Consider the following 24,614-nt stretch of genomic DNA (forward strand, 5'->3'; position numbering starts at 1 on the left):
CTGCGGGGGACGAGTCGTGAAGGTCATCAACGCGGGACTGGCGGGCGCGCTCGTCGCGTTCGCGATGGCACCGGCCGTGCCCACGTACGGCGTTCCGGAGGTGCCGCCGGCGTCGCCGCCGGCATCGGGGAGTGCGACGGCGGCGCCGGACGCCGCGGCACCGGAGGACGCGTCGCCGGGCGACGCCGCGCCGGACGAGGGCACGGCCGGAGCGGCGGATGGCGCCGAGGGCGCGCCGGCCACCGAGGGTGCGCCTGCTGGCGGCGCCGCTGGGCCGACCGCCGAGGGTGCGCCGGGCGCTGAGGGCACACCGGCCGCTGGGGGTGCGCCGGCCGCTGGGGGTGCGCCGTCCGCCGGCACCGCTGCGCCGGTCGCCGACGACCTGCAGACGATCAGCCTGCCGGTCGCGACCGGCGGGTTCGGGCGGCTGCCCAGCCTGCCGCCGGCGCCGGGCGGCACGCCGCGCGAGTTCTCCGACCTCGCCGCCACGATCCCGATCGTCTACTCCGAGGAGTACACCGTCCGGCCGTTCCGGCTGGCCGCCGTCACCTGGACCGGCGCCGCGCCGGTGCGGGCGTGGGCGCGGGTGCACTCCGACGGCGAGTGGTCGCAGTGGTACGAGCTGCCCGGCAGCGACGACCACCAGCCCGACCCCGGCACGGCGGAGGCGGCGGGCGCCCGCAACGGGACCGACCCGCTGCTGGTGCCGGCGTCCGACGGCATCCAGGTGCGCGTCGACGGCGCGCAGTCCGGTGCCCGGCGCCCGTCCGACCTGCGGCTGGACCTCGTCGAACCGGGCACCGCGCCGGCCGCGAGGGTCGAGGCGCCGGAGCTGACCGTCAACGGCGGCCCGACCATCTACAGCCGGGCGCAGTGGGGCGCGGACGAGTCGCTGCGGGCCGATCCGCCCAGCTACGGCGAGGCGCGCGGCGCGTTCGTGCACCACACCGTCAGCGCCAACGCCTACAGCTCCGCCGAGGTCCCGGCCCTGATCAGGTCGATCTACGTCTACCACGTGCGGTCGCGCGGCTGGAACGACATCGGCTACAACTTCGTCATCGACCGCTTCGGCCGCATCTGGGAGGGCCGCTACGGCGGCGTCGACCGCGCGGTCATCGGCGCGCACACCCAGGGCTACAACGACGACGCGTTCGCCGCGTCCGCGCTGGGCACCTACGAGAACACCGCGCCGTCCAGCGTCATGCTCGGCGCGTACGCGCGGCTGTTCGGGTGGAAGTTCCGCATCCACGGCATCCGCCCGCTGCGGCAGGTCAACTACGACGGCGAGGCGTGGCCGGCCATCGCCGGGCACCGCGACGCCGCCGCCACCGCCTGTCCCGGCGACGCCCTGTACGCGCGGCTGAACACCATCCGGTCCGGCACGCTGCGGCAGATGGGCATCGGCGGCGACTCGACCAGCGGCCGCGACGTCAACGGCGGCGGCCGGTCCGACATCATGGCCCGGCAGCGCTCGAACGGCTCGTTCTGGCTGTGGCCCGGCAGCACCATCGCCGGGTTCGGCAACCGCCTCGCGTTCGGCACCGGCTGGTCGTCGATGATCTCCGTCGCACTGCCCGGCGACTGGGACGGCGACGGCCACGACGACGTCATCGCCCGCAGCGCGACCGGCGGGCTGTGGCTGTACTCCGGCCGGTCCGGCCAGGGGTTCTCGGCGCAGCGGCGCATCGGCACCGGCTGGGCCGGCTTCACCTACGTCGTCGCGCCGGGCGACTGGGACGGCGACGGCCGGGTCGACCTCATCGCGCGCCGCCGCGACGGCGTGCTGATGCTGTACCCGGGCAACGGCCGCGGCGGGTTCGGCACGGCGCGGGCCATCGGCACCGGCTGGGGCTCGTTCACCGCCATCGTCGGGGCCGGCGACTGGAACAGCGACGGCGCCGTCGACCTCATCGCCCGGCTGCCCAACGGCGCCCTGCTGCTGTACCCGGGCACCGGGAAGGGCGGCTTCGGCAAGGCCCGCACCATCGGCACCGGCTGGGCCGGGTTCACCGGCATCGCCGCAGCGGGCGACGTCAACGACGACTACGTGCTCGACCTCGTCGTGTGGACGTCCGGCGGCGGCATGCTCCTCTACCCCGGCAACGGCTCGGGTGGCTTCCTGCCGAGCCGCAGCATCGGCTCCGGCTGGAACGCCTTCGACCTGCGCAGCTGAGCGACGGGGACGCGGGTGGGCGGCGTGGCGCTGGCGCTGACCGCGCTACTGATCGCGTCTGGGGCAACTTCGGCCGACCTGGGGGCGACCCCGGCGGACCTGGGGGCGACCCCGGCGGACCTGGGGGCGACCCCGGCGGACCCGTCGCCGTCGCCGTCGACCCGGGTGCCGGCCGACCTGCTGGCGGAATGGGCGGACGAGGCCGGCGCCGAGCCCGCGACGCCGGTGCCGGACGACCTGCCGGACGGCTTCACCGGCGAGCTCGACCTCCCCGTCGACCCCGCCGTCGAGGTCGTGCGCTGGCCGTCGTCGGGCGAGCTCGTGCTGGAGGGCCGCGGCTACGGGCACGGGCGCGGGATGTCGCAGTGGGGCGCCTACGGTGCGGCGGCGAGCGGACTCGGCTACGGGCGGATCCTCGCGCACTACTACCGCGGCACGTCGCTGGAGCGGCGCGACGACATCCGGCTGCGGGTCCGCATCACGGCCGACGACGACGGTGAGACCCGGGTGGCGCCGGCCCGCGGGCTGACCGCGACCGCCGGTGACGCGGCGCTGGCGCTGCCGTCGTCGCTGGGCGGGAGCCGCGTGACCGCCTGGCGTGTGGTGCGCGACGGCGACCGGCTGGTGCTGCAGGGGTACGCGGGCAGCTGGCGGACGACGGCGATCGGCGGGGCCACCGCGCACGCCGGGCCGATCGCCTTCACGACCCCCGCCGGCGCCGTCCGCCTCGTCCTCGGCTCCACGCACCGCGAGTACCGCGGCGCCGTCGAGGCGGTCGCCACCGGCTCCGGCGTCGGCACCCGCGTGGCCACGTCGCTGGAGTCGTACCTGCGCAGCGTCGTGCCGGCGGAGATGCCGGCCAGCTGGCCCGCCGCGGCGCTGCAGGCGCAGGCCGTCGCCGCGCGCACGTACGCCCGGTGGCAGCGCACCGAGGAGCCCGGATCCTGGTACGACACCTGCGACAGCACCCGCTGCCAGGTGTTCAACGGCGCCGCCGACTACACCGCCGGCGGCGACCTCATCCGCCGCTACGACCACCCGGCCAGCGACGCCGCCGTCGGCGCGACCGCCGAGCGGATCCTGCTGTACGACGGCGAGCCCGCGTTCACCCAGTTCACGTCCGCGAACGGAGGGTGGACGGTGCGCGGGTCGCGGCCGTACCTGCGCGCGTTCGCCGACGAGTACGACGGCGTGGTGTCCGGCTCGCCGCACCGCTGGCGCACGACGCTGACCACCCGCGCCGTCGCCGCCGCCTTTCCTCGCGTCGGCCGCCCGGTCACCCTGCGGGTCGACGCCCGGAACGGCCACGGCGCGTGGGGCGGGCGGACCACGTGGGTGGTGGTGGCCGGCACGGAGGGGTCGGTCGAGGTCAGCGGCGAGGCGTTCCGGTCGGCGCTCGGGCTGCGCAGCGACTGGTGGCGCGTCAGCGGCGTCGCGGGGGCGGCGCACGACCTCACCGGCGACCGCCGGGCCGACCTCGTGGCGCGGCGCTCGTCCGACGGGTCGCTGTGGCTGTATCCGGGCAACGGCGCGGGCGGCTTCGGCGCGACCCGGCCGCTCGGCACCGGCTGGCGAGCGATGACGTCGATCCTGGTCACACCCGACTGGGACGGCGACGGGCGCACCGACCTGGTGGCGCGGTCGCGGTCCGGCGACCTGTGGCTGTACTCGGGCGACGGTGCGGGCGGGGTGTCGGGGCGGCCGGTGGGGCAGGGGTGGGCGGGGATGAACGCGCTGGCGGCGCCCGGTGACTGGGACGGTGACGGGCGGGCGGACCTGCTGGCGCGGCGGTCGCGAGAGGGGTCGCTGTGGCTGTACGCGGGGGCGGGGCGGGCGGGCTTCGGTACGGTCCGGCCGATCGGCACCGGGTGGAGCGCGTGGAACCTGATCACCGGCACCCCCGACTTCGACGGTGACGGCCACGCCGACCTCCTCGCGCGCCGTCGTGGCGACGGCACCCTCTGGCTCTTCCCCGGCGACGGGCGCGGCGGGTTCGGAACCGCTCGCCGGGTCGGGCACGGCTGGGCCGACATGAACGCCCTCGTCGCCCCCGGCGACTGGGACGGTGACGGTCGCGCCGACCTCATCGCCCGCAGCGCCACCGACGGTGCCCTCTGGTTCTACGCCGGCAACGGCCGCGGCGACATCGCCGCCGTACGGCGCATCGGCACCGGCTGGACCGCCGTCGACGCGATCGGCTGACCGGCCGCTCCCGCCGCCCTCACGCGCTGCCCTCCGCCCATGATCATCAACCTTTTGCGCTCCCATGACGACTGAAATGGTGGATGGTTCGGTCAGACCCCGAGTGATGGGGCCGCCGGTCAGAGGAGGGTCGGGCGGCCGCCGGGGGCTGGGTAGCGCAGGTAGGCCAGCCGGGCGGTCTCTTCGCGTCCGCGCCGGATGGTCTCCAGCAGGTACCCGACCCCCAGGGTGACGACGGCGATGATGGCGATGGCCGCCGCGAGGAAGGCGGTCGGGAAGCGGGGGACGAGGCCGGTCTCGAGGTACTCCGCGACGACGGGGAGACCGAGGATCAGCGCCACCACACCGAAGACGCCCGCCAGCACGCCGTGGAACAGCGTGGGCCGCTCGTGCCGCGTGACCGTGACCAGCCAGTGCAGAATGCGCAAGCCGTCGCGGTAGGTGCGCAGTTTGCTCTCACTGCCGTCCGGACGTTCCTTGTAACCGACCGGGATCTCGGCCACGGGAACGCGTAGCCGCAACGAGTGAATGGTCAGCTCGGTCTCGATCTCGAATTCCTGCGACAACGCCGGGAAAGATTTCACATAGCGCCGCGAGAACGCCCGGTACCCGCTGAGCAGATCAGTGAGCTGCCGGCCGAACAGCGCGCCGACGACGCCGCTGAAGGCGCGGTTGCCCAGGACGTGGCCGGCCCGGTAGGCGGCGTCGCTGGAGTGCGTGCGGACCCCGACCACGTGATCGTACGGGCCGTCCAGCAACACCTTGACCAGCATGGACGCGGAGGCGGCGTCGTAGGTGTCGTCGCCGTCGATGATGAGGTAGACGTCCGCGTCGACGTCGGCGAAGGCGCGGCGGACGACGTTGCCCTTGCCCTGGCGCGACTCGGTGCGGACGACGGCGCCCGCGGCGAGCGCCTCGGCGACCGTGGTGTCGGTGGAGTTGTTGTCGTACACGTAGATGGTCGAATCGGGCAGCGCGGTGCGGATATCGGCGACGACGGTCGCAATGGCAACTGCCTCGTTATGGCACGGAATGATAACAGCGACGTCCGGCCCGCCCGGTTCTGTCACGCGTCTCTCCATTGTCACGATCTATTCATATCACGTGTTACTGTCTGCGTAGTCGGAGTGCGAATTGCCACTCCCCGTGGATTGGGGCGTCACTGTGTATACGCACGGGCGGCTCGCGAGGTTGCATGGCCTGCCGAACGTGCTGGCCGCGGCCCTCGCGGCGGCCGGGTTCGTGGTGAGCGGCATGGTCCGCGGGACGTTCCCGTTCGGCGACGTGTCGCGCAACACCAACGACCTCGGCCAGCAGCTCATCCCCATGCACGCCCACCTGCGCGACGTGCTCACGGGCGACGCGGCGGGCGACCTCACGTTCAACTGGGCCAGCGGGTTCGGCGTCGCGTTCCTCGGCGACTACCAGTCCTATCTCGGCAGCACGCTGTCGTGGCTGGTGCTGCTGTTTCCTCGCGACGGCATGGACCTCGCGCTGTTCGTCATCGCGACGACGGCGCTGGCGCTGGCCGCGGCGGCCATGACGGCGTACCTGCGGCTGCTGCGTCCGGCCGGCCCGGCCTGGCTCGCCGTCGCCGCCGGGGTGTCGTACGCGCTGGGCGGCTGGGCGCTCGACGACGGCGCGTACATGACCATCTGGCTCTATGGGCTGGTCGCGTTCCCGACGCTGTGCCTGCTGTGCGAGTGGATCCTGCGACGACGGCGCTCGTGGCTGCCGGTCTGCGTGGCGCCGTTCGTGGTGGCGCTGCTGTGGACGTCGCACTTCTACACCGTCTACATGGCCACCATCGGCGCGGCCATCGTCGTGCTGGTGCGGGTGATCTCCTACGACGCGACGGTGTCGTGGCGGGTGCGGGTGGGCGGCGTGCTGCGCTGCGCGGTCGCCGTCGTCGCGGGCATCGGGCTGGCCGCGCCGCTGCTGGTGCCGACGTTCTGGGCGGTGCGGTACTCGCGGCCGAGCCCCGACGTGCAGTTCCACGCCATGGACTGGCTCGACTTCCTGTCCCGGCTGCTGGCCGGCAGCGAGGGCGTCGGGTCCAGCCCCGGCCTGGCGGTCGGGACGGTGCTCCTGCTGCTGGCCGCGAGCCTGCCGTTCAACCGCGCGGTGCCGGTGCGGGAACGGCTGGTGTGGACGGTCGCCATCGGGCTGACGGTGCTGAGCATGCAGGTCGCGCTGACACACACGGTGTGGCACGGGTTCGACACCCCCAACGGCAGCCCGTTCCGGCAGGCGTTCGTGGTGGCGGGGCTGCTGGTGATCGCCGGCTGGATCTCCGGCTCGGCCGGGCTGCGCGGCGTCGCGCCGGTGGTGGCGCCGCTGGTGCTGGTCGGCGGCCTGTATCTGGTGGTGCGGTCCGGCCCGTTCGTCACGCCGACCACGCGCGTCGTCGTCCCGGTGGTCGCGGGCGTCGCGCTCGTCGCCTGGCTGGCCTGGCGGTTCACCGAGCGCCGGCCGTGGGTCGCGGCGGTGGCCGCGGGCGTCGTCGGCGCGGCCGTGGTCGTCGAGGCGACCGCCGGAGCGGTGGCGATCGACCAGGCGCGGGCCGAGTTCCTGTACGCCTACCCGGGCTGGGGCGACGTGAACGACGAGGTCAGGGCGCTGGTCCAGGGTGGCGAGCGGTGGCCCGAGGCGCGGCTGTCGCCGGGTGCGCACGCCACCCAGAACGACCCCATGCTGCTGGGCGGGCAGGGGTCGCAGTACTACTCGAGCACGATCCCCGACGAGCTGTCCGCCGCGCTCGCCGGGCTGGGCTTCGGGTACAGCGCGTATGTGCGGGCCAACGTCGATCCCGCGAACCCCGTGGTCGACGCGGTGTTCGCCGTCGGCGCCCGGGCGGTCGCCGACGACGGAGCGCTCCGGCTCGATGAGAACCCCGACGTCGCGCCGCTGGTCACCGTCCGTCCCGCCGAGCCCTGGACCTCGTCCGACCCGGCTCCGTTCGGCACCCAGGAGACCGCCCTCGGCGCCGACGTCTACACCGTCCCGCGGGTCGCGCTGGCGCCCGAGCCGGGGCTGACGGTGACCGGCCGGCGCCGCGACTCCCTGCTCGAGCCGGCGACGCCGGGGGAGCCGGCCGAGCTACGCGTGACGGCGTCGTGCCCGGCCGGCTCCGAGGTGTACCTGGCGGCGCCGGCGTTCGTCGGCGAGGTGCTCACCGAGGCCACCGGCTGGCTCACCGTCCTGCGGCAGACCACGCGGTCACCCGGCGTGTACACCGGCGCGCCGATGCTGCGGGTGGGCACCGCGGCCGCCGACGGCGCCGTCGAGGTCGTGCTGCGGGTCTACGGCCCGGCGCGGCTGCCGGCCAGCCCCGTCGGCTGCCTCGACCGGGCCGCGCTGACGGAGGCGGTGGCAGCGCTGCGGGCCGGCGCGCCGTCGTCGGTGGACGTCGGCGGCCACGACGTCACGGCCACCCTGCCACCGTCCGCCTCCGCGTCGACGGTGGTGCTCGGCGTGCTGCGCACGCCCGGCTGGCGTTGCTCGGTCGACGGCGGCGAGGCCGCGACCCCGGCGACGGTGGCGGGGCTGATCGCGGTCCCGGCCGAGGCCGGTGCGTCCGAGGTGTCCTGCGCGTACCGGCCGCGCGGCCTGCGCATGGGCCTCGCCGTCGGCGCCGCCGCCCTCGCCGTCGTCGCGGCCCTGGGCGTGGCCGCCGCCGTGCGCCGTCGGCTCAGCGGACCAGCCGGAAGAACGTCCTGATCTCGTCGACGACGACGTCAGGCTGTTCCAGCGCGGCGAAGTGGCCGCCGCGGGCCGGCTCGCTCCAGTGCCTGATGTTCGTGAACCGCCGCTCCGCCCAGCGTCGCGACGGCCGCTGCAACTCCTTCGGGAACACGGTGCATCCGGTGGGGACGTCGACGGCGGCGCCGGTGCTGCCGGAGATCCACTCGTCGACCTGGCGGATGCTCTCCCAGTAGAGGCGCGCGGCGGACGAGCCCGTGGCGGGCAGCCAGTAGAGCATGACGGTGTCGAGCAGTTCGTCCCGGCTGACGACGGCGTCGAGGGCGCCGTCGTGGTCGGTCCAGAACCAGTACTTCTCCGCGATCCACGCGCACAGCGCCGCCGGCGAGTCGACCAGACCGTAGCCGACGGTCTGCGGCCGGGTGGCCTGCTGGCGTGAGTAGCCCGACCCCCACTCGTCCGCCGCGCGCAGGTCGTCCAGCGCGGACCGCTCGGCGGCGGTGAGCTCACCGAACGTGGCCGGGTCGGGCGGGGCCAGCGGCGGCATCAGGTGGATTCCGGCGACGCGGTCCGGGTGCGCGACGCCGAGCAGCGTCGACACCGTCGTGCCCCAGTCGCTGCCCTGCGCGCCGTAGCGGTCGTAGCCGAGCCGCTCCATCAGCGTCGCCCAGGCGGCGGCGATGCGCTCGACGCCCCAGCCGGTGCGGGCCGGCCGGTCGCTGAACCCGTAGCCGGGCAGCGACGGCACCACGACGTGGAAGGCGTCGGCGGGGTCGGGCGGATCGGTGAGCGGGCCGATGACCTTGCGGAACTCCAGCAGCGAGCCCGGCCAGCCGTGCGTCAGGACCAGCGGGAACGCGTCGTCGTGCGGCGAGCGGACGTGCAGCAGGTGCACGCCCAGCCCGTCGAGCACCGTCCGGAACTGTGGCAGCCCGTTCAGCCAGCCCTCCGCCCGCCGCCAGTCGTACCCCGTCGCCCAGTAGTCGCAGAGGTCGCGCAGCCAGTCCAGCGGCACGCCCTGCGACCAGTCGTCGACGGTGGCCGGCTCGGGCCAGCGGGTGGCGCGCAGCCGGGCGCGGAGGTCGTCCAGCTGGGACTCGGGCACCTCGAGGCGGAACGGTTCCACCCGGACGACCCTATTCGGGTGCGCTTCATCCGCTCCTCACCACGGCGATGGCTGCTGGTGCCCGGCGGCCGTTAGCCTCCCCGGCACCACCACCGTCACAGGAGATGAGGCCGCCATGACCGAGCACGACCAGCAGCACGCCGAGGACACCCCCGGCTGGGACCGGCGCGACTTCGTCCGGATGAGCGGCCTCGGCACCGCCGCCCTCGCGCTCGGCGGCACCGGTGCGCTCGCCGGCGCGGCCACCGCCGGCGCGGCGGACGAGGACCGGCCGCTGCGGTTCACCGGCGACGGCACGTTCAAGATCGTCCAGTTCAACGACACCCAGGACGACGAGCGCATCGACCGGCGCACCATCGAGCTGATGGAGAAGGTCCTCGACAGCGAGCGGCCCGACCTCGTCGTCCACAACGGCGACAACATCACCGGCGGCTGCGCCAACGCCACCGAGATGAAGCAGGCGATGAACAACGTCGTCCAGCCGATGGAGTCGCGGGCGATCCCGTGGGTCGTCACCTACGGCAACCACGACGAGGACTCCACGCCCGACACCGGGATGGACGAGGAGGACATGCTCGCCTTCTACCGGTCGTACGCGCACAACCTGAACCAGCCCAGCCCGCGCGGCGTCACCGGCTCGGGCAACATGAACCTGCTGATCCGCGGCGCCCGCGGCCAGCGTCCCGTCTTCAACCTGTTCCTGCTCGACAGCGGCCGCTACGCCCCGTCGACCATCGCCGGGCAGGACTTCGCCGGCTACCCGACGTGGGACTGGCTGCGGATGAACCAGGTGCACTGGTACACCGAGACGTCCGAACTGGTCGAGAAGCGGGCCGGGCAGAAGGTGCCGGCGCTGATGTTCATTCACATTCCGCTGTGGGAATACCGGTTCATGTGGTGGGGCAGCGTCGACGGCCGCACCGCCGCCGACCACGAGCGCGCCGTCGTCAGGCACGGCATCGTCGGCGAGCGCAACGAGGACGAGTGCCCCGGCCCGTTCAACAGCGGCATGTTCTCCGCCATCCTCGACCGCGGCGACGTCCGCGGCGTCTTCTGCGGCCACGACCACGTCAACACCTACGTCGGCAGCTACTACGGCGTCATGCTCGGCTACGCCGGCAACACCGGGTTCGGCACGTACGGCCTCAGCGGCGCCGAACGGAACCGGCTGCGCGGCGCCCGCGTCTACAACCTCACCCAGCAGGCCGACGACGTGGAGATCGAGACCCACATGGTGTTCGCCGCCGACCTGGGCATCGACCTGACCGCGGACGACCAGAGCATCGACCCGCTTCCCCTGCCCGACGGCCGGCGCCGCAAGTAGCGGCTCGCCGGTCGACAGGCACCGGCCCGCCCGGAGGGTGGGACCCCTCCCTGGGGGGTGGGCCCCCACACTACGCGCGAGCACCGACAAGCCGACGCGGCCGAGTTAGCGGGCGCGCCGCCCTCCGGTCGACAGTCACCGGCCCGCCCGGAGGGTGGGACCCCTCCCTGGGGGGTGGGCCCCCACACTACGCGCGACGACCGACAAGCCGGCGCCGACGGGTCAGGCGGTGCCGGACGCCAGGGCGACGAACGGGTCGAGGGCCGCGGGGTTGCGCAGCGCTTCGCGGCTCACGGCCCGGTCGGCCGCCACCCCGGCGAGGATCCGCTTCACCGGCACCTCGCACTTCTTGCCGGTCAGCGTCCGCGGCACGTCGTCGACGACGAGGAAGCGGTCGGGGACGTGGCGGGGCGAGAGCTCGGCGCGCAGTGACGTGCGCAGCGACGGCTCGACGTCGGACAAGGACGCGCCGGGCGCCAGCACCAGGAAGCAGATCAGCTCACCGTCCGGCGACGCGGCACCGGACGTGTCGATGACCAGCGAGTCGACGACCGCCGGGTGGCCCTCGACGACCCGGTAGAACTCGGCCGTCCCCATGCGGACGCCGCCGCGGTTGAGGGTGGAGTCGCTGCGGCCGTGGATGACGGCGGACCCGTGCGGCGTGATCGTCACCCAGTCGCCGTGCCGCCACACCCCCGGGTAGTCCTCGAAGTAGGCTGCCCGCAGCCGCGAGCCGTCGTCGTCGCCCCAGAAGGAGACCGGCATGGACGGCAGCGGCGCCGTCAGCACCAGCTCGCCGACCTCGCCGATGACGGGGTGCCCGGCCTCGTCGAACGCGGCCAGCGCGGCACCGAGCGCGGGCCGGGACAGCTCGCCCAGCCACACCGGCACGTCCGGCGCCGGGCCGACGAACGCCGTGCAGGCGTCGGTGCCGCCGGAGAGGCTGGCGATCTGCACCGACGGGCCCAGGTTGCGGCTCAGCCAGCGGAAGCCGTCGGTCGACAGCGGCGCCCCGGTGCTGCCGACCGCCCGCAGCGCCGGGAACGCCGACGGGTCCAGCGTCAGGCCGTCCTTCAGGCAGGCCTGCACGAACGGCGCCGACGTGCCGAGGACGGCGACCCGTTCCTCGGCCGCGAACTCCCACAGCGACCGCAGCGACGGGTACCCCGGGCTGCCGTCGTACAGCACCACCGTCGACCCGACGAGCAGCCCGCCGATGAGGAAGTTCCACATCATCCAGCCGGTCGTGGTGTACCAGAAGAACCGTTCGCCGGGCTTGAGATCGAGCTGCAGGCCGGCCGACTTGACGTGCTCGAGGACGATGCCGCCGTGGCCCTGGACGATCCCCTTCGGCAGGCCGGTGGTGCCGGACGAGTACAGCACCCATAGCGGTTGGTCGAACGGCACCGGCTCGAACTCCAGCGGCGCGCCGTCGTGCTCGGCCAGCAGCTCCGGCCACGAGTGCGCGTCGGGCACGTCCGTCCCCGCGAACGGGAACGAGACGACGGCGCGTAGGTCCGGCAGTTGCGCCCGCAGCGCCGCCACCGTCGGCCGGACGTCGATCGTCTTCCCGTTGTAGACGTAGCCGTCGCAGGTCACGAGCACGGTCGGCGCGATCTGCGCGAACCGGTCGGCCGCCGCGCGCACGCCGAAGTCGGGGGAGCAGGACGACCAGACGGCGCCCAGGCTGGCCGTCGCCAGGAACGCGACCAGCGTCTCCGGCGCGTTCGGCACCAGCGCCGCGACCCGGTCGCCTCGCCGCACGCCCAGGGCGGCCAGCGCCGCCCGCATGGCCGCGACCTGCCGGCGCAGCTCACCGTGGGTCAGCTCGGCGCGCAGCCCGTCCTCGCGGCGGAACACGACCGCGACGTCGTCGTCGCCCTTGCCGTCGCCGGGGCCCAGCGCCTGCTCGGCGTAGTTGAGCGTCGCGCCGGGGAACCAGCGGGTCCCCGGCATCGCGACGTCGGGCAGCACGTCCTCGGGCGGCGTGCGGAACGCGACGTCGAAGAAGCGGGTGACGGCGCCCCAGAACTCGCCCGGCTCACCGACCGACCAGCGCCACAGCTCGTCGTAGTCGGCGGCGTCGACCAGGCCCTCGTCGCGCAACCGGCGGCGGAACGCGGCGATGCGGCTGTGGGCCACGGCCTCGGGATCGGGCCGCCACACGACTTCGGCGTCGTCGGTCATGCGGCACAACCTAACGCACGCCGGAACCGGTTCGGACCGGGCTGTACGGGTGCGGCCGGACTGCTACCTTGGGGCAATCTTCGCCTTTCACCACGCGGAGGTGGACCGATGAGGCTCATCGCGACGGCTCTGGTGCTCACGCTCGCGGCCGCCGGCCTGGCCGCCGCCGGTCCGGCAGCCGCCGCGGCCGCGGGCGCGCCGATCGACTGCCCCGTCAACATGGCGAGCGTCGACACCGACGGGCACTACCGCGCCATCCGCGTCAGCGGGAGCACCGGCCGGGCCCCGTCCGTCACCGACTACGGAGCGGTCACCGGGCTGACGTCCATCCGGTCGCTGGCCACCGGCAGCCTCGACGCCGACGTCTCGACGCCCGAGGAGTCGTACCGGGAGACCACCCACCTCGGCACCGGCACGAACGTGATCTTCCAGCTCGTCGCCCGGGCCGACGCCACCGGATCGCGCGCCACGGCGCAGAACCTCGCGTCGCGCTGGGGCGGCTTCCGGCGAACGGTGCTGGCCAGCTCGCTGATGCCGCACCAGTACCTCTACGGCCTGCACGACAACGGCTCGCTGTACCGCTACCGCGTCACGTACGGGGACGGCAGCCGTCCGACCCTGGCGAGCGCGGGCCACCTGCCCGGCTTCGGCACGGTCCGCGACATCACGCTGATCGGGCGCACGTCGCAGTACGACGCGCTGCTGGCGAACACGACCACCGGCCGGCTGATCCTCGTCAAGATCCCGGTGACCACCACGATGACCGCGACGACCACCACCATCCGGTCGCGGACGTGGCAGGGCTTCGACCACCTGGCCGTCGGCAGCTGCACCGACCCCGCCGGCGGCGTCGTCACGACGTTGATCGGGACGAACAGCAGCGCCGGAGCCGCCTACGCCTACCGCCTGGGCTTCCTCCGCGACGCGACGACGCCCATCGAGGGCCTCGGGCAACTGGCCGGGACCTGGCACTATCCGACCCTCGCCACCGTCTTCGAGGCCACCAGCCACCCCCGCGGGGCCTGACGCAACCCGGGTCCGGTCCGGCCACGTCCACGAGATGAGGAAGCGCGGACCCATGCGGACGAGACGAGGCGTGCGGGCGCTGGCCGCGGCCCAGCTCGTCCTCGAGGTGTTCGCCGACCCGAGCCGCGACGCCATCTGGGCGAAGTATCACTACACCGATGCGGGCGACGGTGTCATCGTCAACCTGGTGGCCGGCTGGGAGGACACGGTCGTCGGGCCGGAGATCCAGCGGGTGATCGCGACGGCGCCCGCCCCGGTCGAGGTGCGCGAGGTCGAACACAGCCACGACGACCTCATGCGGCCCGTCCACGACCTGATGGGCGGCGACCGCAGCTTCGCCGGCGCCACGATGGTCTCCGCCACCGTCGACGCGGAGCGCGTCGGGGCGGTCACCGCCGTCCTGGGGCGGACGTGTTCGTCCGTCAGGACGAGCCGGCGACCCTCACCTGATCACATGTGCTCGACGTTGTCGTCCTGGGGGGTGATGCCGCGGGTGTCGAAGACCCGCTGCGCCGTCTTGGCGATGAGCGTGCCGTCGTAGTCGCTGTGCGGCTGGAGCACCACGGTGAGGTCGGACGCGGCCAGCGCGGCGTCGAGGTCGGTGACCGACTCGAGGACGGCGCCGTCGACCTTCCAGGTGGGGACCTTGGGGTCGTGGAAGATCACGTGGGCGCCGAGCGACGCGAGCCGCTTGGCCAGCGGGACGGCGGGCGACTCGCGCTGGTCGGCGATGTCGGGCTTGTACGTGACGCCGAGCAGCAGGATCGTCGAGCCGTTGATGGCCTTGCCGTCGGTGTTGAGGATGTTCATGATGCGCTGGGTGACGTACGCCGGCATGGTGGCGTTGATCTCCTGCGCCAGCTCGACGAACCGGAACGGGTAGCCGAGGCGCACCCGCACGTTGTGGCTCAGGTAGTTCGGGTCGATCGGGATGCAGTGCCCGCCGACGCCGGGGCCGGGGTAGAACGCCTGGAAGCCGAACGGCTTGGTCTTGGCCAGCCGGATGACGTCCCAGAGGTCGATGCCGAGCTCGTGGCAGAACCGCGCCATCTCGTTGACCAGCGCGATGTTGACGTGCCGGTAGGTGTTCTCGAGCAGCTTCGCGGTCTCGGCCTCGCGGGTGCCCTTGGCCTCGACGACGGTGTCGACGAAGCGGCGGTAGAACGTGGCCGCCCGCTCGGTGCAGGCGGAGGTCTGGCCGCCGACGACCTTGGGGGTATTGCGCATGCCGAACTTCGGGTTGCCCGGGTCGATGCGCTCGGGCGAGAACGCGAGGTGGAAGTCGCGGCCGGCGACGAGGCCGGAGGCCTCCTCCAGCATCGGCCGGACCACCTCGTCGGTGGTGCCGGGGTAGGTGGTCGACTCGAGCACCACCAGCATGCCGGCGGAGAGGTGCCGCCCGACGGTGCCGACGGCGGCCTTGACGGCGCCGAGGTCGGGCCCGCCGTCGTCGGACAGCGGCGTCGGCACGCAGATGACGATGGTGTCGGCGTCGTCGAGGTCGTCCTCGTTCGCCGACGCCTGGAAGCCGGCCGCCAGCATCTCGGCGATGTGGGCGTCGGACAGGTCGTCGACGTGCGACCGACCTTCGTTCAGACCTTCGACGACATGGGTGCTGACGTCGAAGCCCATGACCCGCAGGCCCGAGCGGCTGGCTTCCTGCGCCAGCGGCAATCCCACGTATCCCAGTCCAACCACTGCGACATCTGTCGACACTGCTTCGTTCCCGTCCATGTGGCGCTCGTGACCGTGCGACTTTACAGCAGGTCTGGGCATGCTCTGTTTCGCGCGGCCCGCGAGAGCCGTCCAGAAGATGAGAACATTCTCATCGTGCTCCCATGAAAACCGGTCTGAACTGCACTGTTGCACTGGTACACATATGCGGTGCCTGCCGTCTCCGATGCCGTCCGTTCGCTCGAATGGGCCGCTGCGATCGAGCGTACGACGGGCAGCCTGCCGTCCGCACGGGGCGTCGCCCGGCTGCGCCGGCGGCACTTCTTCCACGACAACCGCATCGCCTTCTCCGACCGGCTGGACCCGTCGGGGGCGTTCCCGTCCAGCGGCGTCTTCGTCAACCAGCGGACGGGGGCATCGGTGCTGGTCACGGACGGACGGCCGCGGGTGCGCTCGACGGCCGCCGCGGACGTCGTCGTCGCCGGGACGATGCGCACGGCGGAGCAGCTGCGGTTCCGCGCGTTCTACGTCACCGAGGCCGGCCGGACCCTCGTCGTGCAGCAGCGGTTCGCGCCCGGGACGCCGACGCCGCTGGTGGCGGGCAGTGCGCACCAGCGGTCGGTCGTCGGCCGGACGCCGTTCACCGTGCCGCGGGTGCTGGAGAGCGGGCTGGCCGGACGTGGCCTGGCCGGGCCCGGGCCGTCCGGCGGAGCCGTCGCGGACTGGCTGGTCGAGGAGGCGGTCGACGGCGCGGCGGTGCGGCCCGAGGACGCCTCCGACACCGTCGTGGAACTGCTCGCGCTGCTGGCCGAGACGTGGCAGCGGCTGGGCGTGACGCACGCGCCGCTGGACGGTGAGCAGCGGTCTCGCGCGCTGGCCGCGTTCACCGGCCTGGCCGAGGACCCGCCGCCGGGCAGCTGGCCCGGCGCGCTCGACCGCCCGGCGACGCTCAAGCGGGCCCGTGCCCTCCTCGACGACGGGCGGCCGCTCACGATGGGGCTCAGCCACGGCGACCCGGGCCTGGGCAACGTGCTGCGGACGACCGACGGCCGGCTCGCCCTGGTCGACTGGGAGGACGCCGGACACCGGCCGCTCGCGCACGACGTCCTCAAGGTGCTGATGTCCGCGCCCGACCCCCGCGCCCTCGCCGCGACGCTGGACGCACCCGCCTCGCTGCGGCCCGCCCTCGGCACCGCCGGCGCCGTCCCGTGGCGGCTGCAGGTGGCGCTGGCCCTGCTGCTGTTCCTGAGCGGCTGGCGCAACCGCTACTTCCGCGCCGTCAAGCGAGGCAGTGTGAAGGCCGCCGACCGGCGGATGCACACGATGCTGCGGCTGCTGGACGACCTGCTGCCCTGAGCGCGGCGCACCCGGCGAATCTCAGCGGGCCGGCGGCAGCTTGGCCCGCGGCGCGCAGGCGGTGGTGAAGGCCGAGCCGGTGCTGAGGTGGTAGCGCCACTGCGACTCGCCCTCGCCGCAGCGGCCGCGGTAGCCGAGGTCGGCGTCGCCGTCGCCGTCGATGTCGCCGACGGAGATGCCGTAGTGGGCGGTGGTGCCGTCGGGCTCGGTCCAGAAGGCGTCGCCCCAGCTGCGCACCTTGAAACCGTTGTCGCCGCTGGCGTGCATGCGCCAGCACGGTTCCGCGCGGGAGCCGCAGGCGCCGCGGTAGAGGACGTCGTCGCGGCCGTCGCCGGAGAAGTCGGCGACGAGCAGGCCGTACACGTCGGACTCGGTGGTCCAGGCGGCGGCGTCGCCCCAGGAGGAGACCTGGAACGACTCGCCGTCACTGCCGAGCATGCGCCAGCACGGCTCGTCGTCGGCGCCGCAGCCGCCGCGGTAGAGCAGGTCGTCGCGGGCGTCGCCGTCGAAGTCGCCGACCTGGACGCCGAACCGGGTGGTCTCGGCGGTGACGGAGCCGAGCCGTGCCCACGGGCGGGGCGGCGCGAACCCGTCGTCGCCGCTGAGGGCGACCCGCCAGCAGTTGCCCTGGTCGCGGCAGGTGCCGGCCCAGGCGAGGTCGTCGCGGCCGTCGCCGTCGAAGTCGCCGACCTGGACGCCGAGCCGGGCGGCCAGCTGGGCGCCGCCGACGTGCGCGGGCCATTCCTGGATCTCGACGCCGTTGCCCGCGCTCAGGTGCGCCCGCCAGTACGGATCCTCGCCGTCGTCGCGGACCAGCTGGACGAAGTCCTCCCGGTCGTCGCCGTCGAAGTCGCCGCGCAGCACCCCGGCGAACGGTTCCTCCCACTCGGGCGCGGCCCCGCAGTCGCTGGTCCGGACGTCGCCGAGGTGCGAGATCAGCGCGGCCCGGCTGTTGCCCTGGACGCAGAACTCGGCGGCGCGGTCGGTGGAGACCGAGATCAGCCCGCCGTCGACGAACGCGTTGCCGCCGATGAACACGTCGCTCTCCGGCGCGCCCTGCTGGCCGAGGATCTCCGCGTCGCGCCAGTACGTGACGCCGCAGTAGTGCCGGCAGCCGGTCGCGCCGCGCATGTCGATGGTGTTGTCGCGCAGCGACACCCGGCGGAACACCTCGGGCATGTTCGAGCTGGCGTAGACGTAGCTGAGGATGCCCGACGAACGCAGCCGGTTGCCGACGACGAAGGTGTCGGTCTGGTTGCGCAACTTCATCGAGCCGCCGGCGGGCGACGCGTCCCAGCCGTCGGCGCGGTTGCCGACGATCGACAGCCGCCGGCTGCCCCACGCGTACAGGCCGTGGTCCTGGCAGAACTGGCAGCCCGACGGCGCCCCGATGCCGGGCGTGCGCCGCCACACGTTGCCGTCGACGACGACCTCGTCGTTGCCCTGGCCGTTGGCGAGGTCGTGGCCCCAGAAGTTGATCGCGGTGCGGAACCAGCCGTCCGGCACCGACGGGTCGAGGTCGGCGGTGGTGCCGAACCAGGAGTCCTTGACGACGGTGAGGCGGGTGCTGTCGGACACGACGCCGCGGCCGGGGTGGGCGCTGTCGCGGAGGAACTCGCAGCCCTCGACGGTGACGCCGACGGTGTGCCGCAGCAGCACGTACGCGACGCCCCACTCGCTGCCCACGGCCCCGTTGCGGAACGTGCAGTCGCGCAGCGTGACGTCGGTGACGGAGGTGTGGTCGTCGGAGCCGTCCAGTTCGAGGCGGACGTTGTCGAACTCCAGCCCGCTGATGGTGACGTCGCTGAGGTCGTCGTGGGCGAGCGTGACGCCGTCCTCGCCGGAGCCGCGCAGCACCACGCGGGCGCCGTCGGCGGCGGTGTAGTTGCGCCCGGACCGGAACCGGATGGGCCGCTCCAACTGGTAGACGCCGGCGGGGAAGACGACGGTCTGGCCGGGGTCGGCGGCGTCGATGGCGGCCTGGACGGCCTCGGCGTCGCCCTGGGCGGAGGCGAAGAACACGCCGACGTCGACGGTCTTCGACGGCGGCTGGCGCACGTCGCGCGGTGCCGTCGAGTCGCCGCCGGGCCAGCCGGGCGCCCAGCCGGTGAGGAGGGTCGCCGCCAGCACCGTCGCCAGAATGACGCCGAGCGCACGCCGCAAGTCCTCGCTACCTCCCGATCGACCACAGGGTCGTCTTCGAGTATGCCCCGGCTCGCTGCGGACGAACCCCCGATCAGCGGTTCTTCAGCGGCTCCCACCACGACCGCCCGCCGCGGTACCAGTCGACCGTCGCGGCCAGCCCGGCGGCGAAGTCCTGCCGCGGCACGTAGCCCAGCTCGGCGCGGATCTTGCCGTCGTCGACGGAGTAGCGGCGGTCGTGCGCGAGGCGGTCCTCGACGTGGTCGACGCGGTCCCAGCCGGCCCCGCAGGCGTCCAGCAGCAGGCCGGTGAGCTCTTTGTTCGTCAGCTCGCGGCCGCCGCCGATGTTGTAGATCTCGCCGGACCGGCCGCCCGAGCGGACCAGCTCGATGCCCTGGCAGTGGTCGTCGACGTGCAGCCAGTCGCGCACGTTGAGGCCGTCGCCGTACAACGGCACGTTGAGGCCGTCGAGCAGGTTGGTCACGAACAGCGGGATGACCTTCTCGGGGTACTGGTACGGACCGTAGTTGTTCGAGCAGCGGGTGACCGACACGGGGACGCCGTGGGTGCGGTGGTAGGCGAGCGCGACGAGGTCGCTGCTCGCCTTGCTGGCGCTGTACGGCGAGTTCGGCGCGAGCAGGTGGTCCTCGGTCCACGAGCCGGACTCGATGGAGCCGTACACCTCGTCGGTGGAGACGTGCACGAAGCGGTCGACGCCGTGGCGCCGGGCGGCGTCGAGCAGCGTCTGGGTGCCGACGACGTTGGTCTCGACGAACGCGGCCGCGCCCTGGATGGAGCGGTCGACGTGGCTCTCGGCGGCGAAGTGGACCACCTGGTCGGCGGCGGCGACGAGCTCGTCGACCAGCCCGGTGTCGAGGATGTCGCCCTTGACGAAGGAGAACCGCGGGTGGTCGGTGACGGGCTCGAGGTTGGCCGGGTTGCCGGCGTAGGTGAGTTTGTCGAGCACGACGACGTCGGCGCCGTCGAGGCCGGGATACGCGCCGGACAGCGCCTGGCGGACGTAGTGCGAGCCGATGAAGCCGGCCCCGCCCGTGATCAACAGCCGCATGTCGTCCCCTCCTGGAGCGGTCCCTTTCGCGGGCTATCGTAGGCGCACATGCGAGGAATCATCCTGGCGGGCGGCTCGGGAACCCGGCTGCATCCGCTCACCATGGCGGTCAGCAAGCAGATGCTCCCGGTCTTCGACAAACCGATGATCTACTACCCGCTGACCACGCTCATGCTGGCCGGCATCCGCGACATCCTCGTCATCACCACGCCGCACGACGCGCGGCAGTTCACGTCGCTGCTGGGTGACGGCTCCGACCTGGGGTTGTCCATCACCTACGCGCAGCAGCCGAGCCCCGACGGGCTGGCCCAGGCGTTCGTCATCGGCGCCGATTTCGTCGGCTCCGAGCACGTCGCGCTCGTTCTCGGCGACAACATCTTCTACGGCGCCGGCCTCGGCACCCAGCTGCGCAAGTACACGGAGGTCGACGGGGGGCTCGTTTTCGCGCACCACGTCGCCGACCCCACCGCGTACGGCGTCGTCGAGTTCGACGACGACGGCCGGGCCATCAGCCTGGAGGAGAAGCCGGCGCGGCCGCGCAGCAACTTCGCCGTCCCCGGCCTGTACTTCTACGACAGCGACGTCGTCGAGATCGCCCGCGGCCTGACCCCGTCGGCGCGCGGCGAGCTGGAGATCACCGACGTCAACCGCACCTACCTCGACCGCGGCGCCCTGCACGTCGAGGTGCTGCCGCGCGGCACCGCCTGGCTCGACACCGGCACGTTCGACAACCTCATGGCCGCCGGCGAGTACGTCCGCGTCATCGAGGCGCGGCAGGGCCAGAAGATCGGCTGCCCCGAGGAGGTGTCCTGGCGCATGGGCTTCATCGACGACGACCAGCTGCGGGCCCGCGGCGAGGCGCTGGCGAAGTCCGGCTACGGCGACTACCTCGTCGGCCTGCTCGACGGCGCGCCGGCGTGAGCGGGCCGGCGATCGAGCCGCTGTCCGTGCCCGGCTCGTGGGTCGTCACGCCGCCGCAGTTCGGCGACGACCGCGGCGTGTTCCTCGAGTCGTTCCGCGGCGACCTGCTGGCGCCGCATGTCGGCCACCGCCCCGACATCGTCCAGACCAACCTGTCGGTCTCGGCCGCCGGGGTGCTGCGCGGCCTGCACTTCGCCGACGTCCCGCCCAGTCAGGCCAAGTACGTCACGTGCGTCAGCGGGGCCGTCCTCGACGTCGTGGTCGACCTCCGGGTCGGGTCGCCGACGTTCGGCGCCTGGGACTCCGTACTGCTCGACGACGCCGACCGGCGGGCCGTGTACGTGGCGGAAGGGCTCGGGCACGCGTTCCTGTCGCTGGCCGGCGGGTCGGCCGTCATGTACCTGTGCACGGCGCCGTACGCGCCCGGCCGCGAGCACGGCGTCGACCCGCTCGACCCCGAGCTGGGCATCGACTGGCCCACGACGGACCGCGAGGGCCGGCCGCTCACCCCGATCCTGTCCGAGAAGGACCGCGCGGCACCGTCGCTGGCCGAAGCGCGGGAGGCCGGGCTGCTGCCGGACTACGCGGAAACAAAGCAGTTCTACGCGGGGCTCGCGGCACAGTAACGTCGGCGGGGAATCCCCCGCCTGCCGACAGGAGTCCTCGGTGCCCGAGCCCGCCGCCCAGCCCCTGCTCGCCTCCGCGTCCCGCGCCGTGCACCAGCTGCGCGACCTCGGCGACCCGCTGCCGGCGGAGGTCACCGCCCGGCTGGCCGAGCCGGCCTCGGCCGCCGAGATCGAGGCGCTGCTGCGTCCGCACGTGCTGGTCGAGGTGAGCGTCGACGAGCATGCCGGCACGGTCACCCGGCCCGGCGCCGCGCCGCCGCGGCTGGTCCAGCACGGCTGGACCAGCTTCCTGGTCCGGGTCGCGAACCCGCACCGCATCGAGGGACGGCTCGACGGCACCACGCCCGGCGTGTACGGCGTCATCGACCACCGCAGCCACTCCGCCCGCATCGCGCTGCCCGACACCCTCGACAGCGTGCCGCGCATCAAGGACGCCTGGCTGCAGTCGCGGCTGGCGACGTCCGGCGAGCTGTCCGGGCTGGAGGCCGAGTACCACGTCATCAGCGTGTACAGCCGCGACGGCGGCCGTCGCACCGCCGACCTGGCGTTCACCATGGCGGTCGAGGACCGGCCGCCGAGCCTCACCCGCCCGCCGGGCAACCGCGCCGCCATCGAGATGATGATGACCGCCACGGCGTACGCCGCGACCCTCGAGTTCGACAGCCGGCCGGCGCGGGAGATCCGCCTCGACGTCCGCGAGCCCGACGGCGCCAGCAGCATGGCCGCCGTCACCGTCCGCGACGCCCGCGGCCGGTCGTACCCGTCGACGGCGATGCGGCTGGCGCCGGACATGTTCTTCCACGAGCACGTGTACCGCGCCACCGGCGAGGTCGTCGTCCTGCCCGACGGCGACTACGAGATCTCCGTGCGGCGCGGGCCGGAGTACCGCGAGGCCACCCGGGCCGTCCGCGTCGAGCCCGGCACCGACGCCGTCGAGTTGCGGCTGGACCGCTGGGTCGACCCCGCCGCGCGCGGCTACTACTCGGGCGACCCGCACATCCACGCCGGCGGCTGCTCGCACTACAACGTGCCGAGCGAGGGCGTCACGCCGGAGACGATGATCCGGCACGTCCGCGGCGAGGGCCTGTGGCTGGGCAGCGTGCTGACCTGGGGACCCTGCTACTACCACCAGAAGCAGTTCTTCAGCGGCGCGTCGATCAGCCCGCCGGCGCTGCTGGAGAACGAGGCCATGCAGCAGGCGCAGGGCATGACGTGGTCGCCGCGGCCCACCGACCGCGACGACGAGAGCGCGCTGCGCTACGACGTCGAGGTGTCCGGCTTCCCGTCCAGCCACTCCGGGCACGTCATCCTGCTCGGGCTGACCGACCAGGACTACCCCGGCACGCGGCTGATCGAGGACTGGCCGTCGTGGAACCTCCCGATCATGCGGTGGGGGCAGGCCCAGGGTGCGCTGACGGGGTACGCGCACTGCGGGCTCGGGCTCGACGCCGGCACCGACGAGTTGCCGAACCACGTCGTGCCCGGGTTCCAGTCCATCGGGTCCAACGAGATCATCGTCGACGTCCCGCTCGGCTCCGCCGACTTCCAGGCCGGCGCCGAGGTGGCGCCCGCGGCCGAGCTGAACGTCTGGTACCACCTGCTCAACGTCGGCTACCGCACGCTCATGCTGGGCGAGACCGACTACCCGTGCATCTACGACGACGGCCCGGGCGTCGGGCGCACGTACGTCCGGCTGCCGTCGCCGCCGCGGGGGCCGCAGGCGCTGGAGGCGTGGCTGGGCGGTCTTCGCGAGGGCGCGTCGTACTTCGGCGACGGCCGCAGCCACGTGTTCGACCTCGCCGTCGACGGCGACGGCGCGCGCGAGCAGCGGGTGGCCGAGCCGGGACCGGTCCGGGTGACGGCGACCGTCGCCGCCTGGCTGCCCGAGACCCCGCCACCGCCGCCCGAGCCGGGCCGGCCCGCGTACAGCGCGCCGGTCGGGTGGCACCTCGAGCGGGCCCGCCTCGACGGCGGCCGCGAGGTGCTGCTGGAACTCGTGGTGAACGGCTACGCCGTGGCGTCGCAGCGGGTGCTCGCCGACGGCGCCGAGCGGGAGGTCGCGTTCGACGTCACGCTGGAACGCTCGTCGTGGGTGGCGCTGCGCATCCTGCCGAGCGTGCACACCCAGCCGATCTTCGTCGAGGCCGGCGGCCGCCCGATCCGCGCCTCGAAGCGCAGCGCCCAGTGGCTGCACGACTCCGTCGACGCCCTGTGGACGGCCAAGTCCGGGTTCGTGCGCGAGGCGGAACGGGCCGAGGCACGGGCGGCGTACGACCAGGCGCAGGCGATCTACCTGGGCCGACGCGACGAATCCGAGGTGGACTGATGAACCACTGCTGCGCTCCGGTCGACACCGCGGCCCCGATCGCCGTCACCATCAACCCGGAGGCGCGGGTGAACGTCGCCCGCACCGCCACGCGCCTCGGTGAACTGGCGCCGGGTGAGTGGCACCCCGTCGACGTCACCATCGTCAACGACGGCTACGTGACCGGCCCGCTGACCATCGAGAGCGCCCCGGTGCCCGGCGTCGAGCTGGACCTCCCGGTGCACGTGCTCACCGGCGAGCCGCGTCAGGAGGGCGGCATCCGGGTCCGCTTCGACGCGCCCGCCACCGTCGACGTCACGCTGACGTTCCGGGCGCTGGAGGCGCTCGGGGGCCTGGCGCAGCACAGCACGATCAGCCTGCTGCTGCGCTCGTCCTAGCGCACGCGCGCTGCAGCCGTCGGCCTCCGCAGGTCAGCGGTTGTCTTCGGTCCCTTTGCAATGAGCACCGATACGCACCACCCGCGGGTCGGCGCCGGTCGGGGCGCGACGTCCCGCCGGCGCGTGCCGGCACGCGCCGGCGGCAGTCCATCCGGTGGTGCGTATTGGTGCTCATTGCAAAGCGTGCGGTACCGGTACCTGAGCTGGGGCGTGGCGATGCTCCCGGTCAGTCGCGGGGGAGGACGGCGGGGGCGGCTTCCGCCAGGGCCTCGTCCTACGGGTGCGGCGGTGCCAGTCGATCCGGTGGTGCGTCTTGGTGCTCATTGCAAAGCGTGCGGTACCGGTACCTGAGCTGGCGCGTGGCGATGCTCCCGGTCAGTCGC

At 73.5% G+C, this 24,614-nt stretch carries 17 protein-coding genes; 11 read left to right on the plus strand and 6 right to left on the minus strand.

Features of this window, described 5'->3' with window-relative positions; translation table 11 throughout:
- Positions 1–16: 16 nt before the first annotated feature.
- Both BLV02_RS03645 and BLV02_RS03650 read left to right on the plus strand, forming a co-directional pair.
- Complete coding sequence (locus BLV02_RS03645; protein WP_069110452.1) at positions 17–2,173, plus strand: FG-GAP-like repeat-containing protein; 2,157 nt, start codon at positions 17–19, stop codon at positions 2,171–2,173.
- 24 nt (positions 2,174–2,197) lie between these two features.
- Complete coding sequence (locus BLV02_RS03650) at positions 2,198–4,375, plus strand: SpoIID/LytB domain-containing protein (protein ID WP_141711483.1); 2,178 nt, start codon at positions 2,198–2,200, stop codon at positions 4,373–4,375.
- 119 nt (positions 4,376–4,494) lie between these two features.
- Here the strand turns inward: BLV02_RS03650 and BLV02_RS03655 are convergent, their stop codons facing one another.
- Positions 4,495–5,445, minus strand: a complete 951-nt coding sequence (locus tag BLV02_RS03655; protein WP_216094095.1) for a glycosyltransferase — start codon at positions 5,443–5,445, stop codon at positions 4,495–4,497.
- Positions 5,446–5,584: 139 nt separating this feature from the next.
- Here BLV02_RS03655 and BLV02_RS03660 point away from each other — a divergent pair, with 139 nt between their 5' ends.
- Positions 5,585–8,095 carry a YfhO family protein gene (locus BLV02_RS03660; protein WP_083288448.1) on the plus strand — a complete coding sequence of 837 codons (2,511 nt, stop codon included), beginning with the start codon at positions 5,585–5,587 and terminating at the stop codon, positions 8,093–8,095.
- On the opposite strand, the gene BLV02_RS03665 is transcribed toward BLV02_RS03660, so the two are convergent.
- Positions 8,067–9,203, minus strand: a complete 1,137-nt coding sequence (locus tag BLV02_RS03665) for an epoxide hydrolase family protein (protein ID WP_069110448.1) — start codon at positions 9,201–9,203, stop codon at positions 8,067–8,069. The genes BLV02_RS03660 and BLV02_RS03665 overlap by 29 nt on opposite strands.
- Before the next feature lie 115 nt (positions 9,204–9,318).
- Between BLV02_RS03665 and BLV02_RS03670 the strand changes: the two genes are divergently transcribed.
- Entirely contained in the window at positions 9,319–10,527 is a 1,209-nt protein-coding gene (locus BLV02_RS03670; protein ID WP_069110447.1) for a metallophosphoesterase family protein, read from the plus strand.
- A 222-nt stretch (positions 10,528–10,749) separates the two neighbouring features.
- Here BLV02_RS03670 and BLV02_RS03675 read toward each other — a convergent pair whose 3' ends face one another.
- Positions 10,750–12,714 (minus strand): acetoacetate--CoA ligase, encoded by a 1,965-nt coding sequence (locus BLV02_RS03675; protein ID WP_069110446.1) that lies wholly within the window; start codon positions 12,712–12,714, stop codon positions 10,750–10,752.
- 108 nt (positions 12,715–12,822) lie between these two features.
- Between BLV02_RS03675 and BLV02_RS03680 the strand changes: the two genes are divergently transcribed.
- The gene (locus tag BLV02_RS03680) at positions 12,823–13,740 is read left to right on the plus strand and encodes a hypothetical protein (RefSeq protein WP_069110445.1); all 918 of its coding nucleotides are present in this window, start codon (positions 12,823–12,825) and stop codon (positions 13,738–13,740) included.
- Between the two features lie 52 nt (positions 13,741–13,792).
- Positions 13,793–14,281, plus strand: coding sequence for a hypothetical protein (locus BLV02_RS03685; protein WP_141711482.1), 489 nt, complete (start codon positions 13,793–13,795; stop codon positions 14,279–14,281).
- Here BLV02_RS03685 and BLV02_RS03690 read toward each other — a convergent pair.
- A complete protein-coding gene (locus BLV02_RS03690; protein ID WP_171906699.1) occupies positions 14,191–15,474 on the minus strand; it encodes a nucleotide sugar dehydrogenase in 1,284 nt (427 codons plus the stop codon). The genes BLV02_RS03685 and BLV02_RS03690 overlap by 91 nt on opposite strands.
- Before the next feature lie 150 nt (positions 15,475–15,624).
- Between BLV02_RS03690 and BLV02_RS03695 the strand changes: the two genes are divergently transcribed.
- On the plus strand, positions 15,625–16,770 hold the full coding sequence (locus tag BLV02_RS03695) for an aminoglycoside phosphotransferase family protein (protein ID WP_069110442.1): 1,146 nt from the start codon (positions 15,625–15,627) through the stop codon (positions 16,768–16,770).
- A 21-nt stretch (positions 16,771–16,791) separates the two neighbouring features.
- On the opposite strand, the gene BLV02_RS03700 is transcribed toward BLV02_RS03695, so the two are convergent.
- The gene (locus tag BLV02_RS03700; protein WP_069110441.1) at positions 16,792–18,933 is read right to left on the minus strand and encodes an FG-GAP-like repeat-containing protein; all 2,142 of its coding nucleotides are present in this window, start codon (positions 18,931–18,933) and stop codon (positions 16,792–16,794) included.
- A 73-nt stretch (positions 18,934–19,006) separates the two neighbouring features.
- Positions 19,007–19,981, minus strand: coding sequence for a dTDP-glucose 4,6-dehydratase (rfbB, locus tag BLV02_RS03705; protein ID WP_069110440.1), 975 nt, complete (start codon positions 19,979–19,981; stop codon positions 19,007–19,009).
- Between the two features lie 48 nt (positions 19,982–20,029).
- On the opposite strand from rfbB, the gene rfbA reads away from it, so the two are divergent.
- The 4 genes from rfbA to BLV02_RS03725 are packed head-to-tail and all read left to right on the plus strand — an operon-like array spanning position 20,030 to position 24,231.
- Positions 20,030–20,902 (plus strand): glucose-1-phosphate thymidylyltransferase RfbA, encoded by an 873-nt coding sequence (gene rfbA / locus BLV02_RS03710; protein ID WP_069110439.1) that lies wholly within the window; start codon positions 20,030–20,032, stop codon positions 20,900–20,902.
- The gene (gene rfbC / locus BLV02_RS03715; protein ID WP_216094093.1) at positions 20,899–21,528 is read left to right on the plus strand and encodes a dTDP-4-dehydrorhamnose 3,5-epimerase; all 630 of its coding nucleotides are present in this window, start codon (positions 20,899–20,901) and stop codon (positions 21,526–21,528) included. The genes rfbA and rfbC overlap by 4 nt, the downstream gene beginning before the upstream one ends.
- A gap of 40 nt (positions 21,529–21,568) precedes the next feature.
- Positions 21,569–23,854 carry a CehA/McbA family metallohydrolase gene (locus BLV02_RS03720; RefSeq protein ID WP_083288447.1) on the plus strand — a complete coding sequence of 762 codons (2,286 nt, stop codon included), beginning with the start codon at positions 21,569–21,571 and terminating at the stop codon, positions 23,852–23,854.
- Positions 23,854–24,231 carry a COG1361 family protein gene (locus BLV02_RS03725; protein ID WP_069110438.1) on the plus strand — a complete coding sequence of 126 codons (378 nt, stop codon included), beginning with the start codon at positions 23,854–23,856 and terminating at the stop codon, positions 24,229–24,231. The genes BLV02_RS03720 and BLV02_RS03725 overlap by 1 nt, the downstream gene beginning before the upstream one ends.
- Positions 24,232–24,614: the final 383 nt, after the last annotated feature.

The sequence above is a fragment of the Jiangella alba genome, assembly GCF_900106035.1.
Taxonomy (GTDB): Bacteria; Actinomycetota; Actinomycetes; order Jiangellales; family Jiangellaceae; genus Jiangella; species Jiangella alba.

Coding starts and splice junctions, on each gene's coding strand:
- BLV02_RS03670 (WP_069110447.1), top strand. CDS start 9,319: ATGACCGAGCACGACCAGCAGCACGCCGAGGACACCCCCGGCTGGGAC.
- BLV02_RS03675 (WP_069110446.1), bottom strand. CDS start 12,714: ATGACCGACGACGCCGAAGTCGTGTGGCGGCCCGATCCCGAGGCCGTG.
- BLV02_RS03680 (WP_069110445.1), top strand. CDS start 12,823: ATGAGGCTCATCGCGACGGCTCTGGTGCTCACGCTCGCGGCCGCCGGC.
- BLV02_RS03685 (WP_141711482.1), top strand. CDS start 13,793: ATGCGGACGAGACGAGGCGTGCGGGCGCTGGCCGCGGCCCAGCTCGTC.
- BLV02_RS03690 (WP_171906699.1), bottom strand. CDS start 15,474: ATGGACGGGAACGAAGCAGTGTCGACAGATGTCGCAGTGGTTGGACTG.
- rfbB (WP_069110440.1), bottom strand. CDS start 19,981: ATGCGGCTGTTGATCACGGGCGGGGCCGGCTTCATCGGCTCGCACTAC.
- rfbA (WP_069110439.1), top strand. CDS start 20,030: ATGCGAGGAATCATCCTGGCGGGCGGCTCGGGAACCCGGCTGCATCCG.
- BLV02_RS03725 (WP_069110438.1), top strand. CDS start 23,854: ATGAACCACTGCTGCGCTCCGGTCGACACCGCGGCCCCGATCGCCGTC.